General features: G+C 56.0%; 10 protein-coding genes. 7 read left to right on the top strand and 3 right to left on the bottom strand.

The window, feature by feature from the left end; genetic code table 11:
• Positions 1-15: 15 nt before the first annotated feature.
• The 3 genes from Poly41_RS06485 to nadB all read right to left on the bottom strand — a co-directional run bounded on the left by Poly41_RS06485 (position 16) and on the right by nadB (position 3,865).
• The gene (locus Poly41_RS06485; RefSeq protein ID WP_197231113.1) at positions 16-1,035 is read right to left on the bottom strand and encodes an AAA family ATPase; all 1,020 of its coding nucleotides are present in this window, start codon (positions 1,033-1,035) and stop codon (positions 16-18) included.
• Positions 1,032-1,985, bottom strand: a complete 954-nt coding sequence (locus Poly41_RS06490; protein ID WP_146525129.1) for a lipase family protein — start codon at positions 1,983-1,985, stop codon at positions 1,032-1,034. The genes Poly41_RS06485 and Poly41_RS06490 overlap by 4 nt, the downstream gene beginning before the upstream one ends.
• Before the next feature lie 245 nt (positions 1,986-2,230).
• Positions 2,231-3,865 carry an L-aspartate oxidase gene (gene nadB, locus Poly41_RS06495; protein WP_146525130.1) on the bottom strand — a complete coding sequence of 545 codons (1,635 nt, stop codon included), beginning with the start codon at positions 3,863-3,865 and terminating at the stop codon, positions 2,231-2,233.
• Between the two features lie 191 nt (positions 3,866-4,056).
• Here nadB and Poly41_RS06500 point away from each other — a divergent pair, with 191 nt between their 5' ends.
• From Poly41_RS06500 to Poly41_RS06530, 7 genes are all read left to right on the top strand, one after another.
• Complete coding sequence (locus tag Poly41_RS06500; protein ID WP_197231114.1) at positions 4,057-4,992, top strand: phosphatidylserine decarboxylase family protein; 936 nt, start codon at positions 4,057-4,059, stop codon at positions 4,990-4,992.
• A gap of 9 nt (positions 4,993-5,001) precedes the next feature.
• A complete protein-coding gene (pssA, locus tag Poly41_RS06505; RefSeq protein WP_146525131.1) occupies positions 5,002-5,964 on the top strand; it encodes a CDP-diacylglycerol--serine O-phosphatidyltransferase in 963 nt (320 codons plus the stop codon).
• Positions 5,965-6,299: 335 nt separating this feature from the next.
• Positions 6,300-6,953 carry a class I SAM-dependent methyltransferase gene (locus Poly41_RS06510; RefSeq protein WP_146525132.1) on the top strand — a complete coding sequence of 218 codons (654 nt, stop codon included), beginning with the start codon at positions 6,300-6,302 and terminating at the stop codon, positions 6,951-6,953.
• A 221-nt stretch (positions 6,954-7,174) separates the two neighbouring features.
• The gene (locus tag Poly41_RS06515) at positions 7,175-8,662 is read left to right on the top strand and encodes a CehA/McbA family metallohydrolase domain-containing protein (protein WP_231615466.1); all 1,488 of its coding nucleotides are present in this window, start codon (positions 7,175-7,177) and stop codon (positions 8,660-8,662) included.
• Positions 8,663-8,837: 175 nt separating this feature from the next.
• Positions 8,838-10,250: a sulfatase family protein gene (locus Poly41_RS06520; RefSeq protein WP_146525133.1), complete on the top strand. Its 1,413-nt coding sequence runs from the start codon at positions 8,838-8,840 to the stop codon at positions 10,248-10,250.
• A 405-nt stretch (positions 10,251-10,655) separates the two neighbouring features.
• A complete protein-coding gene (locus Poly41_RS06525) occupies positions 10,656-13,133 on the top strand; it encodes a glycosyl hydrolase family 95 catalytic domain-containing protein (protein WP_146525134.1) in 2,478 nt (825 codons plus the stop codon).
• Between the two features lie 154 nt (positions 13,134-13,287).
• The gene (locus tag Poly41_RS06530) at positions 13,288-15,450 is read left to right on the top strand and encodes a hypothetical protein (protein ID WP_197231115.1); all 2,163 of its coding nucleotides are present in this window, start codon (positions 13,288-13,290) and stop codon (positions 15,448-15,450) included.
• Positions 15,451-15,465: the final 15 nt, after the last annotated feature.

Below are 15,465 nucleotides of genomic sequence, written 5' to 3' on the forward strand. Positions count from 1 at the left end.
GCGAAAGACGCCGGCCTAAAAATCATCGTCCTCCTGATCGTCCTCCTCATCAAGATCCTCACGATCCGGATGCATCGGATCATTCAAATCGAAGAATAGATCGGCCAGCCCCAACGGCACGGCATCCCCGCCAAGCGTCCGGCGACGACGCTGTGCCAAGGATTCGAGATCGATTGCGTCTTCACCCAAACATTTCTCAAGGGCTTCCTGCCACGCTTCGTCCGAATTGACCGGATGCGCAGGATCTTGGATCATTCGCTTGATGGCGAACCGCAGCAGGTTGATACCGTCGCGTGGTGAAAAATCGAGTTTCAGTTCATGGGAATGCTGCAGAAACTCAACCGTCATCGCTAACATCTCCGCTTTCGCGAACGGCAAATGGTATTGCAGAATCGCCATCTCATCTTGTTTGCTCGGAAATCCGACCGGCAACGTCGGTTGCAGCCGACTCATGATGTAATCAGGAATCTCGAACGTGGATTCATCTTGGTTCATTGTCACCGCCGAGCGAAACTCACTCGCCGCGGGGATCGTGATCCCCGCAACAATCGATTCGATGTAGCGACGACCGTCCAGCAGCGGGGCGAGCGATGCCCACGACTTTTCGTTCATCCGGTTGCCTTCGTCCAAGATGCACACACCGCCGACCAACATCGCGGTGACCAAGGGCGAAGCGTGATACGAGATCTGGCCGCCCTGGCTGAGTACCGGAGTGATCAACAGGTCTTCGGGGCGCGTGTCGGCCGTACACTGGTAGATGAAGAGCGGACGTTTTTGCGCTTCCGCGGCGGCAATCGCCAACTGAGTCTTCCCGACGCCCGGCGGTCCTGTTAACCGTGGCGTCAACGGCAAGTCGTTTTCGTCGACCGTGATCCAGCATGCTAGCAGTTGCATCAGAACCTCTTGCTGGCCAATCCATTGGCCTGGCGAATGGTAGGGATGCGAAAGTTTCAATCGCACGCCATCGACCTCGACGTGCCCTTCTCGGATCTCGCTGATCGGAACCGAATCGTCCCTGTTTTCTGGCTGGGTCATTCCTGCAAACTCATCGTTTTTGAATCGGGTTCCTCGGTCCATTCGCGTTCGGTCCCCGCGAAGTACTCACTCGTTTTTGCGACACCGCCTGCCGCCAAATCGGCCTTTTCTGCTTCGACCGCACTCTCGATCGCTTTAATGTATCGATGGATCGAATGGTCGGAAAAGTGATCGATTTTCCAGTTCCAAAGCCCGCTAAGAAAACCACGCCACCGGTCTCGTCGCTTCATCAGCCGTCCCAGTTTTCGGATTTTGCCGTTGCGATCCAAGTAGACTTCGTTGCCACAGTGCCGATAGCCGAGCAGAAACGGGGGGACGCGAGTGACCGCGTCGTTGTTGTTGACGAAACGGAAATGTTGAAGCTTCACGTAATTGACGTAACGATTGTCGCCGACCCGCGGGCTGCCGTAAGTAAAGAGCTGTTCGGGATTGGAATCGATATGTGACAAAAAACAACGTCCGCTGCAAATCGTCGCCATCGCCCCACCGAGTGAATGGCCGCAAAACCAAAGCGGCTGCTCGTTGCTCATCAACGCAGTCTCCAGCATCGGCCACAAATCGTCGACTTCGCGTTTAAAGCCTCGATGCACGCGACCGACCGTTTCCGCGACGACGACGGCCGCGTTGGCGTCCGCTTGAATGTCATTCCATTCGTTGGGTTCTGTGCCGCGACACGCGATCACGCAATCGTGTTGGTTGCGGAATCGGTAGGCTTGCGAACCATCACGATCGTAGAACGTTACATCATCAAAACCCGCCAAATTCGCCGCACGTTCCGCTTCGTCTTTGTCGTTGTAAGAGATCATGGACAGCTCGGCGAACAACAGGGCACGCTGCAAAAACGACAACTCACGAATCGGCCGATCGACCGACGAGTGGACGACAAAGGCGACTTCGCCAGGATCCGAGACGATCCGGTCTGCGAACGAGTTGAGTGCATCATCAGCCATTAGGAAAAGCCTCTACGAGTCAATGGGTTTGGGGCTGCATTCATGATTAGGAGAATTCCTGTTTCTTTGCGACATCCTTGGCCATGGGCACCAGCCCGCCGATTGCGGCGATCCCGCACGAGTGGACTGTCAGCACTAAGTTTTAGGGTAGTGAATTTCGCCAGAAAGCCGTAGCTCAAATAGTCCTGGGGACTTCTGGCGAAGTCCACTACGTCCCAACTCGAAGTTTTAAACTTGACAGTCCACTAGGTTCTCAATATCTCACCCCTTTTTGGATGTCCACCGTCAACGTCAATTTGCATCGTCAAATGACGCCGCCAATTCTGATCATCGGTTTCGGGATGGTCCGATCGAAAATGAACCCCCCTCGATTCGGTTCTTGCCAACGCGGCCCGGACCATGCAGGATGCCGTGACCAACAGATTTTGCAATTCCCAGCCCTCTAAGGCGTTGAATTGCCGTGGCATCACGTAGGCGGTAAACGAACGGATCGAATCTGCCGCCTCTCGCAATTCGGATGCATCACGCTCGACGCCTGCCAACCGTCCCATCAAGCTCTTTAGCGATACACGAACATCGGCGACGTCAAACGACTCTCCCGATTGATGGACAGGATGTTGAATCGGCAGGGCTTCCAACTTACTCGCCCCCTCGGCGGCCGCTCGGGTCGCTGCTTCACCCGCGTGGGCCCCGTAGACCAGTCCTTCGAGCAAACTGTTGCTCGCCAATCGGTTTGCACCGTGAAGCCCGCTGCTGGTAGCTTCGCCCGCGGCCCACAATCCTGGCAAACTGGTACGCCCTTGGCTGTCAACCGTCACGCCACCGATCATGTAGTGGGCCCCAGGACGCACGGGAATCCGATCGCTGGTGATATCCAATCCGAACTTGCTGCACACATCGGCGATCCCAGGGAACCGTCGCATCACCACTTTCGGATCGAGGTGTGACAGATCCAAGTAGACGCAGGGATGTTTGGTCAATGCCATTTGACGAACAATCGATTGGCTGACCACATCACGAGGTGCCAATTCCGATCGCGAATCATAGTCCGGCATAAAGCGGTGACCGGATGCGTCGATCAAGTAGGCTCCTTCGCCTCGAATCGCTTCGGTGATTAACGATCGTGACGATCCGGCAATGTACAAGACGGTTGGATGGAACTGCAAAAATTCCATGTCTCGCAATTCAACGCCAGCGCGATAGGCGATCGCCAATCCGTCCCCCGTGGCGACCGGTGGGTTGGTCGATTCACGATAGACTTGGCCGGCCCCCCCCGTACAGAGGATCGTCTCTTTGGCCCAAACGATCAGGGGCCGTCCGTCGGCGCCGACGATCAAGGCACCGCGGCAACGGCCCTCGTAGGTCAACAAGTCAACGGTAAAGGTGTTTTCCCAAATGTCAACGTTGGGAAGCGACTGCGTCCGATCGATGACTGCCCGCATGATTTCCCGGCCGGTGGCGTCTCCGCGAGCGTGCAGGATGCGTTCGCGGCTATGGCCGCCTTCACGGCCAAGCGCTAAGGTGCCGTTGCTTTGATCAAACTGGGTTCCCCAAGCGATCAATTCCTCGATCCGGCGGGGCCCTTCGCGGATCACCATATCGACGGTGCTGGGATCGCACAAATTGCCGCCTGCGACCAGAGTATCTTCGACGTGTTCCTCGAATCGGTCCTCCGGGTCCATCACTCCCGCAATCCCGCCTTGCGCGTAGCTGCTGTTGGATTCCCGCAATTTGTCCTTGGTGACGACCAAGACGGATTGATGTGATTCGATCGCGTTCGCAGCGCGCAGCCCCGCCAGACCCCCGCCAATGACCAAAATATCAGTAAAACGGTGCAGCGCTCGACGGGAATCGAAGGGCAGTAAGTAGCGGGGGGTCATGGTCGGTGGAAACTTTCTTTGTGGTGGCCGCGTCTCGACATCACCTTGTTATAGCGGATAGGCTAACGTTCGATGAGGCTAGCACTTTCGATCTCGCATTTCACCAAGTGCCCGGATTGCTGAACGCGCCTCGCACCCACGTTTGGGCTTTTTCGGTCTTTCCTTACTCTCCCTCAATCCCTTTCAATTTGATGCCCGATTCTCGCTCGTCCGATGCCACCGCGATGGACCCCGCCGTGACGACGATTCAGCCGGGTGGCGGGGTTGTGATGAGGATCGAATTGGCGTGGGGACGGCTTCGACGTTCCTATTTGCGGAAATTTCGGTCTGGCTATGTCGCTCGGATGCAAAAGACGCGTCAAGGCCACCAAGGGCCGTTGCCGTTCGATCCGGTCGATTCGCGAGATACGAAGTATTACCGCAATCAGGATACGTATTGGTGGGCAGATGCGGATGATCCGTTTCAATGGCGTGATGCCTTGCCGTTCGTACGAGTCGGGCTGGCCGAGCTGATCCTAATTGGTGGTGCTTTCTTGGTCTTTGCCGTGCTGATGGGACTGATTTGGTGGCCGCTTTCATTGCCGATGTTGGTGGTGGCTGGGTTGGTGGTTTGGTTTTTTCGCAACCCGAGACGTGAAATCCCCTCGGCGCCCGGCACGGTCGTGTCCCCCGCAGACGGTAAATTGGTGCAGATTGAGTCGATCGAAGATTCCGAGCTTGGATCGTGCATCCAAGTTGGCATCTTTTTGTCAATCTTCAATGTTCACGCAAACCGCGTGTCGCTTGCCGGGCGAGTGACCTCGGTACGCTATCGGCCAGGCAAGTTTCTAAATGCGTTAAGGCCGGAATCTGCTCGGGAAAATGAGAATCTTGATGTCACGCTCGAAGACACCGAAGCACCCGGCCGGCGCTATCGGATTCGCCAGATCACCGGGCAATTCGCCCGAAGAATTGTGTGTTGGGTGCGCCCCGGCGACGTTTTAGCGCGCGGAGAGATGTATGGCATGATTAAACTGGGGTCGCGGACGGAGTTGGTGTTGCCCGACGACGGTTCCTTGGAAATCACAGCCAAGCTCGGTGAGAAGGTGAAAGCCGGTAGCAGCGTTCTTGGTCAATATCGAACGTAGCGTCTTAACATGAGTGAAATGAAACGCAGCCTATTTGCAGCCCCGGCATCGGATCAAGAGGCCGAGGTGTCGGAAACCGCCGCGGCCCAAAAACCGGGGAGGGGTTCCCGATTGCGTAAGGGGAAAGGTCGAAAGCGACTCCGACGCCGCATCAGTTTGGCCTTCTTGCCCACGCTGTTGACGCTCGGTAACGCGGTCTGTGGATTGGCGGCGATCTCGGTTGCTGTCAGCGTCAATTTACCCTGGCCCGACGAGATGAAGCTGTTTGCCGCGGGAGTGTTGATTTTCGCTGGAATGTTGTTCGATGCACTCGATGGTTCTGCCGCTCGCATGACAGGCCAAGAGAGTCGTTTCGGTGCCGAACTCGACAGTCTCTGTGACGTGATCACCTTTGGCACCGCGCCGGCGGTCATTGTTTGGCGGCTCAGTGACGTGTTTCCGCAAAAGTTGAGCTGGGCGATTGGCGTCTTGTTTACACTCTGCGTGCTAATTCGATTGGCTCGGTTTAACGTGGAAACGACCGAAGAGGATCCTCACGAAGGCTTCGATGGGCTCCCCAGCCCCGCCGCGGCCGGCACGATTGCTGCTTTTGCGATCGCCATGCCCGATCTGGCCTCGATCGCGACCGATTCGGTCTACCCCGACTTTGTCCACACGCTTGCCCAAGCGGCCTTGGATGCTTCGCACTACTTCATCCCCTGCCTCGCCGTTGTGTTGGCCTATTTGATGACCTCGCGATTCCAATTTCCGCATGTTTTCCAGCAATTGGTTAGCGGTCGATGGACGACCCATCAATTTGGCCAAGCCCTGTTTGCGATCGTTGCTGGTTTCCTGCTTCACTGGATTGCGCTGCCGATCGGTTTTTGTCTGTATGCTTTCGCGCCCCCCATCCGGTCGGTGACACGGCGTGGTAGGCCGGGTTCCGAAGACTCGGTGGTCGACGAAGACGTTGACGAGGATGGAGAGCCGTAGCTCTCGGAGTGCTTCGAGTATGGGTGATCATGCCCCGCGAGCATCCCTTGGGTCGGTGCAAATGGCCGCTCTGTCGCCCCTAGGTTGGGTGCGCTGCGGCGCAGCGGGGGACTTCCGTATCGGAGGTTTGTATCGGTGGTGTAATAATGCAGCCGAAATTGGCCAGGTGTCTCCTTCAACGCAATCGCTATAAAGCGTTCTAGTAAAACAACTTACAAAACCACACTGGCGTTCTCAGCAGCTGTTGACTCAGGCGCGAAAACTGCCATGCTTCTTACAAGGTCTTCACATTGCAGAGGCCGGATGATTGATCCACCGAAGAGGTTTTTACATCCATGAGTAGCGCTACGCCAACGAAGGCACAGGACACGATTCAGCCTCACCGCAGCCGATTGTACAACAATTTGGTGCCTGTTTACCAAGGACTGTGGCCAGCGGTGGCAAAGAAGAACATGCGCAGTGCGATCTCGGCACTGAATATCGCCTCGGGCCGTAAGGTGTTGGAGGTCGGGGTAGGAACCGGATTGTCGCTCGATAGCTATCCACGCGACATCCGTTTGACGGGCGTCGATTTGTCGGAAGCCATGTTGGGCGAGGCACAGCAAGCGATCGAGGATCGCGGCTGGGATCACGTCGATGTGTTGCCGATGAATGCCGAATCGCTGACTTTCGCCGACGACGTTTTCGATGTGGTGACTTCCTTTCACACCATCAGCGTTGTCTCGGATCCGCGAGCGATGATGAGAGAAATGGTTCGCGTGTGTCGGCCTGGTGGCCGCATCTTGATTGTGAATCATTTTCGTAGCGGGAACCCCGTGATCGCCAAAGTTGTTGATTCGGCGGGCAACCTGACTCGACATCTTGGGTGGCGAACCGATTTGGATTTGCGAGAAACGGTCGAGGATTTGCCGATCCGTCTTGATCGTTGCTACAAGCCGACGCCGCTCTCAATCTTCACCATTATGGAAGCAACGGTACTGAAGGCGTAATGGTGGGCTGGGCAAGGACGACGTCACGCTACCGAGCTCCCTTGGTGGCCAGCAGCGGTAGCTCAGTAAAATCAACGCTCCGTTGCTTGTCGTTGGTCCTTTTGTCGGCCTCGACACTCTTTGCAGGCGGTTCTTTAACGGTTGTCGTTTCCGATGAAGCGACAGGCAACCCGGTTTCGGCGCGGTTGGAGATATTTCGCGGCGCCCCAGATGGGAAGTTGATGCCCATTCGCAAAACCGTTCCGGCGGGGCCATCGGTACGAAACGATGCCATTGGCGTGGTGATCGACCGCTCGCTTGAGCTGTCCTTTCCGGATGGCAACTATGCGTTCCGGCTAACACGAGGCCCCGAGTATCGTGTGATTCGGGGGACGTTTGTTCTTGAGCGTGATTCGCTTGACGAGCATCGCGTTGAGTTGCCGCGGATGATCGACATGCTCGAAGCGGGTTGGACGAGCGGCGATTGCTTGGTCGCTGCTTCCCCAAATAGTTTGCCGCTCAGAATGGCGGCTGAAGATTTGCATGTCGCTGCGGTGCTGGGCCACGTCAACGCCAAACCCATCGCTGGACGAGATGCAGACGATCCGCCGGAGAACACACCCTGTTGGATCCGCGAAGATGTCGTGCAGGATTCCGGATTGGTGTTTTACGGCGTCGATTCCGTAGCGTTGACCGAGCGAGCGGGCAATGACGACGCAGGCAATGACGACGCGGGGGCCGACGTCTCGGAGGTCGGCTTGCCTGCTGTCACGCGACTGGCCCAAGTTCCCCGGGACAGTGAAGTCATTCATGTCGCCGTCGAGAATCCGTTCGCCTGGCCCCTGCCGGTTTGGTTGGCCAGCGGCAGGGTCGACGGCATGTTCGTTTTCGGTGATTGGTTGGAAATCGACCGACAACGCCTCTCCGCTGCAAGTGGTCGTGACCCACAACCGCCGCGCACCGACCATCCCACGGAATTGGGGCGTTGGGCGGAACGAATCTATTGGAACCTGCTGGAATCAGGGTTGCGGATCCCGCCGCTTGCCGGCAGCGGCTCGGGACGCGTTGTCAACAATCAGGCTTTCGGCTCGGCCAATCCCGTCGGATACAACCGGTTGTACGTTGCCAATCCCTTGCAGCGCACTTCGAACCCCAGCGGTCTGATGGTGCAAGCGGTTTCGAGTCAGGAAGCTTGGTGGCAGGCGGCTTGGAAAGGTCATAGCATCGCAACGAATGGACCGATGTTGCAAGCGACGATGAACGGCGAGATTCCCGGGCATGTGTTCGTGGCCGAATCAGGAGAACTGCTGCAACTGCGTCCCGAAGTACAGCTGACCGTGCGAGATCCGGTTGATTATCTCGAAGTGATTTGCAATGGACGCGTCCATTACAGTGCTCGGTTGGATGAATTCGCGAAAGCGGGTGGGGTGATCCCACCGCTGCAGCTCGAAGAGAGCAGTTGGGTGATCGTCCGAGTGGCGACGTTGTACGAGGACCACTTTCGAGCAGCGATGAGTGCCCCATGGTATGTCGAATTCAATGGTCGTGGGAGAATCACGTCGGAAGCGGTCGAGTTCTTTCAGGATTGGCTCCGCGAATACGAACTTCGGCTGCGAAAGCTGCCAGCCGATGAGCTCGCCGTGCAAGTGCCCTTCGTGCGCGCCGCTCGATCCTTTTGGCAAGCACAGGCGGCGAAGGTTCGATATCATGATGACGATCGAGAATTTTGAACCCGTAGAGAGGAGAGTCGTTGCATTTTGAATCGCTCGGCGCTGATGCTTGTTACAGGTGAAAGCAGCCATGGCTGTCGCCGATTGACGCTTCGGTGCCCGCCTCTCGACAAGCTGTCACGAGCGAATGACCACACGACACGATAAAGACTTTTAACCGGAATGAGATAGCATCATGACTCGATACTACAACCGTGGTTTGCTGTTGCTGTTGGCAGGCTGCTTCTGCTTTGGCGATTCCGCAGGGGCGGTGTCACGCGACAATTCGGGCGGCAACCGACTACGCCCTAACCTTGTCGTCTATTTGGCCGACGATTTGTCGGCGGCGGATTTGCCTGTTTATGGCGGAACCAGTATTCAAACGCCCGCGATTGATGATTTGGCTTCGGTCGGTATGACGTTCGATCTTGCGTTCGTCGCCAGTCCGTCCTGTGCCCCCAGTCGTGCTGCGTTATTGACGGGGCTGATGCCGGCACAAAATGGGGCGGAAGAGAATCACAGCTATCCTCGCAGTGGGGTGCTTCGGTTGCCCCAGCTGCTGAAGGAGCTTGGCTATCAGACGGCTGCATTCGGAAAAGTCGCGCACGGCAAGAGTGCGGTCGATTATGGTTTTGACGTGATCGACCTGCAAAAGGAACTTCCTTCCCTTCGGAAAAACGTTCGTCAGTTTCTCGATGATCGGACCGACACGCGGCCGCTCGCATTGTTTGTCGGAACCGCGAACCCTCATGTCCCTTGGCCCAGTGAATCAACGATTCTGCCGGACAAGATCACGCTGCCGCCGACCTTGCTTGACACGCCTCGAACACGCGTGCAGCGTTCAAGGTATCTGCAAGAAGTTAAAGACTTGGATGCGTATCTGGCCGAGTTGCGAGAATTGACGCAAGAACATCTTGGTGAAGAAGCAATTTTTGTCTTTTCAAGTGACCACGGTGCCCAGTTTCCCTTCGGAAAGTGGTGCTTGTATGACGAGGGCATCCATGTTCCGCTGATCGTATCGCATCCGGGGCAAATTGAACTCGGATCTCGGACCAGCGCGATGGTCAATTGGGTCGACCTGTTGGTCACGGTCATCGACCTGGCTGGTGGTAAGGTGCCTGCGGAGATCGATGGGCGTTCTTTTTTATCTGTCTTACGTGGTGAAACGACGTCCCACCGTGAAAGGATTTTTGCGACGCACAGCGGTGATCGAAAGATGAACGTCTATCCGAGTCGTTGCATTCGTACGTCGCAATTCAAACTCATTTACAATCCTCATCCTGAGTTTGCCTTCACGACGCATATCGATTTACTGCTTCGCGAAACCTCGGGCGATTATTTCAAGCAGTGGCAAGAACTGGCCAAGTCGGATCCGAAAGCAGCGGCGGTGGTGGCGAAGTACCACGCACGACCGGAGGTTGAGCTTTACGATCTGCTTGCCGATCCCTTCGAGCAGGTCAACTTAGCGAGTGATCCACACTTTACCTCGGTCAAGCAGAATTTGCTCGCTGAACTTCGGCAATGGATGAAGTCCCAAAGTGACGAAGTCACCGTCTTTCACGAACCCTTGATGCTTGATGCACCTGAAACTTGGCTGCCCAGGAACTAAGATGGTGAATCACGGCGGCTGTGGGATAGCTGGAAAGCGCCACTTTTATTTTCATTCAAGCTCGAAGGGCAAGCCAGTGAATCAAACACCGAAAACGACGATCAGAACGCTTTCCGTTGCCGATGCGACACGTTAACCTCTTAATAGCCCCATCCTAACTGGACAGCGCCATTTTCTGAGCGGCAAGGCGCGAGCCGCTGGTTAGGACCATGAAATACTGGCGGCTAGCGTCTTGCCGCTCAGTCCGAGATTGATTCGGCAACTTGCGGTAAATCGCCCACAAAGTGGCGTTGTCCAGCTAAGACGATTGATAGAAGCCCTTGAGATCGCCGACAACCGACGGATTGTGGTCATCCTTGGCCGATCGACTCCCACCTTTGCATCCCCTCAGCCGAAGACAACACGATGATTAGAACACGGCCGACCCCTACCATAATGACGGTGGCCCTTGCCACCACCTTGGCTCTGATCGCAGCTCACACGGTTGCCTCGGAACCTCTGGCGGTTCCAAGCCGTGGCTTCGTGAGCACGCTTCCCGCAAAGAGTTGGGAAGAAGGATTGATCTCGGGAAACGGGACCATCGGCATCAATGTCTTGAGCCGTCCGCTTGACGAGAGGGTGATCCTTTCCCACGAGCGACTGTTCCTTCCGATGGGCGCCCCCGTGATGCCCGTCGATCAGTCAGCCCGATTGTTCGAGATCCGGCGGCTCATCGATCGGGGACTCTACCGACAGGCCTGCGAACTTCAGTTCAATCTTTCAGGCCAAAGCGGCTTCATGTATCCCGACTATTTTGTGCCAGCATTTGACTTGACGATTCAGAGCGAGGGGCACGGCGAAATCCGTGACTACGCCCGATCGGTGGATTTCCAAACCGGTGAAACGACCATCCATTGGGCGGACGATCGCGGTGTCTTCGAGCGTCGCATGTTCGTGTCACGCGCGGCCGGCATCGCGGCGATGCTGTTCACCGCACCAAACTCGGCGCTCGATTGTCGCATCGCGCTAGTACCACGGGAACCAAGCGACGAATTCAATTCGGATTCCGACATCAACAAACGCTCCGCGGAAGTTTTCCAAGAGCACGTTTCCGATATCAAGCGAACTGCGGGCGATTCTTGGCTGACGTACAGCAATCGCTTCTCGAGGGCTTATCCCGGAAGCATTCACGCATTGGAAGGTTTCGCGAGGGTTGTGGCCACGGCTGGGGAAACCGAACCACAAGACAACGGATCGCTTGTCGTCCGTGGCGCGGACCGCATCCTCGTACTCGTCGACCTCCGTCTGCTCCATGATCCCGAGAAATCGGCGACAGAGGAAATGAAGGTCGCCCTCGGGAAACTTCCGGCTGACTACCGACAACTTCTCGATGACCACGCAAACATTCATGGTGAGCTGTTCAACCGAGTGCGTCTCGACCTCGGTGGTGGCGCGGATCATCACCGATCGACCGAAGAACTGCTGGAACTCTCCAGCTACGACGATCCCAATCGAGCGTTGATTGAAAAGCAGTTTGATGCGGCTCGCTATAACATCATTTCTTGTACTGGCGAGCTGCCACCCACGCTGCAAGGGGTCTGGGGCGGGACCTATGTTCCCGGATGGGCCAGTGACTTCACCCACAACGGCAATGTTCCGTCTGCGATCGCTGCCAACCTGATGGGAAACCTGCCCGAACTGATGCCGGCCTACACGTCCTACATCGAATCAATCGTGCCTTGGATGGAAATCAATGCGAAGCATCTGTTCGGAGCCCGTGGCGTCGTGCTGCCGTCGCGTTCGACGACACATGGCTTCAACAACGCCATGAACCCGAACTTTGCCGGCGGCATGTGGGTCGGCGGCGCTGGTTGGGCAGCCCACTTTTTTTACGACTACTACCTTTACACGGGTGATCGCGAATTTCTTGCTAATCACGCGCTGCCATTCATGGAGAAGGCAGCCTTGTTCTTTGAGGACTACCTTTACGAGGGAGCGGATGGAAAATTCGTTTTCTCTCCGACGCAATCACCAGAAAACACGCCAGGCAACTCCAACTCGCAAGCTTCCTTTAACGCCACCATGGACGTCGCGGTTGCCAAACAGTTGTTAGGCAACACGATCGCAGCCTCACGAGAACTCGGTTGCAATGAAGACAAAATCCCGATCTGGGAAGCCATGCTTGCCAAGATGCCAGACTACAGCATCGATCAGGATGGCATCATCAAGGAATGGCTGACGCCCCGACTGGAAAATAACGACAGCCACCGTCACTCTTCTCAACTTTACCCATTGTTCGATGGAATGCCGGAAGAGATTGCGAGTAGCCCCGAATTGCGGGCCGCCTTCAAGAAGAGCATCGAGTACAAACTCGACAAGCATTGGAGAAACAACCAGCGAGGATTCATGTCGTTCGGGCTGGTGCAATTGGGCCAGGCAGCCACCAGTCTCGGCGAAAGCGAACTGGCCTACCATTGCCTCAAGCATCTCGTGAACCGCTTCTGGCTGAACAATCTCGCCTCCATGCACAACCATCGTTCGCTATTCAATATGGACATTAGCGGCGGCATGCCCGCTGTGATCATCAAAATGTTGGCGGCATCGGCTCCGGGTAAGATCCAACTCTTGCCCGCCCTCCCTGCGGCATGGCCCAAAGGCCAGATCGAAGGGGTGCTGTGTCGTGGGGTGATCGAGATCCAGCGGTTGCGTTGGGAAGAAAAGCAAGTTGAGGTCACGCTCCTTTCTGCCAAGCCACAAACGATTCTGTTGGAACTACCCAATGAAATCTATCGGCTTTCGATTAAAGACGGCGCCGCAGTCGTAGGTCCCGCTAGCCACCCCAACCAACGCGAACTTGAACTCCCCAGCGGAGGATCCGTGACGTTAAGCATCGTACTGAAGTAAACGCTCACTCCTTACGGACAACAAGCCGGCATCATGTTCGCCGATGGTATTCGTTTGGGCGGTCTGGAGATCCTGGCACAACATCGAATCCGAAAAGATTTGCCGGACGAAGCAAAATGAATCCATCCCGACCTCAAAAAGGGCGAGCAATAGCATGATTGAGAAGCAGACAACCAGAGTCACCATGATTGGGATCGTCTACTTGCTGTTGACCGCATCCACATGGGCACAAGGGCCGAACTTGGTCCCGCCCGCGCCCGATCGTGTTGCGAACTACTGGTGCACGTGGTACGCCCAAAATTACTGGATTGGACGCGGTACGGATTTGCAAGATTTAAAGCGGGTGACCAATTCGAATGCGCGTGAGGAATTGAACGACCACACCGTGTTCAACGAGAAAGACGGCTGGGCCACAACCTATTTCGATCGCGATCGCAGCGATTTCATCTTTCTGATCGATCACGGTTGGCAAACGAAAGAGCCGTCGGAACGGATCGCCGGAGGCCCTGCTTTCTTTAACCTCATTGCCGACCCGCGAGATTTCCCAAGGTATGCGGGGCTCGAGCCGAAAGAGCGACTGCGGGTCTTCAATCGAGAGATCAAGGCTCTGGGATGGGATTCACTTGGTCTGTGGACTCGCGGAGATGTCACGCCCGAGCAAGCTCGAACCTTTGTCGAATGGTCAAAGTACGCCGGCATTCGCTACTGGAAGATCGACGGTGGCGACGTCCACGAATTCAATTCTTTCAAGGCCAAAGAAGAACTCGATCCGGAATTGATACTGGAATATGTCACCGGGGCTGGAGGGAACATCAATCCGAAATGGGACCAAGACCTGACGTCGTACCCTTCGGTCTACGAGGTCGGAGGCAACCAACAGCAGAACATGCTGCGTGTTCTCCAGCACACCGATACGTTTCGAACCTACGATTCATCCCCCCTGCTGATGTCCGTGACCACGCTGCGTCGCACGCATGACATCCTGAAGCAAACTCAGCAACAGCCGAAGTACCGCGGCATCCTAAACGTGCAGGACGACTGCAACACGGCAATCGGCCTCGGCGTGTTGGTCGCCAGTAAACGCCATCCGAATTGGAACGAGCGAACGCTAAAGGGACGCGATTTGCACCACCAGCTGTCGGGAAAACGGCATATGCAGAAACGGATCAATGAAGTAGAACGCTTTGGACGCTGGGCACGACTCGCACCTGCCTTCCCAGCTGGGCAGGGAGTCTACCTGTCATCGGAAAACGAACTGATCGATCGCTGCGAGTTCACCGAGTGGGATACGTGGGCCGCCAACACTTACGGGAAGTTGGTTAGCCAAAGCGCTCCAGCGATCATGGCAAGGAACATGCCGCTGCCAGAGGTGGAAATCGAAGGCGAGCCACCTTACGTTTGCGCGACGAGCTATCCGAACGGCCCAACCGGCATCGCGACCGAAGGGCGTGTGAAACCTGAGAATCACTGGTTCCATCCCCGAGCGAAGGTCACGGTGAAGATCAAAAACGCCGCGCAGCCAATCGGAATAGCCGGACACTATGACGAATTGGTACTTGAGTTCGCAGGTTCGATCGAAGGCATCCGCCACGTCTGGGCTCAAGATTTGTTGGCGGATCAGTCGGTTGACATCAAAGATCAAGTCACGCTTCTCAGCACGAAGATGATCATCGATGGGGAGTTGATTGACAGGGTCGGGACCTCGGCGGGTGACGATGGAGATCTCTCCGCGCCCGGCATGCTCATCAAACTCGACGGCGACTCATTGCCCGAGGCGAGCGATGACTTCACACCGCATGTGAAACCGGTTTCAAGTCTGGTGGAGCCGACTCACTATGAAGGTGGCTATCGAGGAACCGCGACGTTTGCGAGAGATCCTTACGGATACCGTGTGAAATCGTCCGGTACCGTTCCATCCGTTGTGCTGAAGCCCATTCCGCGGAGTATCCATTCGGGATCCGCCACCATTTCGTGGAAGATGAAAGCTGCCAACAACGCAAGCACCAAGAACGGCTTTATCGTGCTCAGCAGCGATGAAGATGCGACGGCGGCGGTGGTTGCGGGGGCTTGGTTCGGCGCCAACCAAATCACACTGTTCGAGAACGTTGGCAAGTGGGACGGGCCCGAGAAAGCATGCAAATGCGAAGGAGAGTTGGATTGCACGGCGGTCATTGATCTCGACGCACGCAGTTTGAAGCTGACCGTAAACGGAGTTGAGATGGAATCGAACTTTTCCGAGTCGGTGACGAGCATCAACTACATCGGCTTTGGAGTTCAGAACGCGGAAACCCTGTTCACCGAACCGGTAATCAAGTAGAGCCACTCAGCATAG

Source organism: Novipirellula artificiosorum (assembly GCF_007860135.1).
GTDB lineage: Bacteria > Planctomycetota > Planctomycetia > Pirellulales > Pirellulaceae > Novipirellula_A > Novipirellula_A artificiosorum.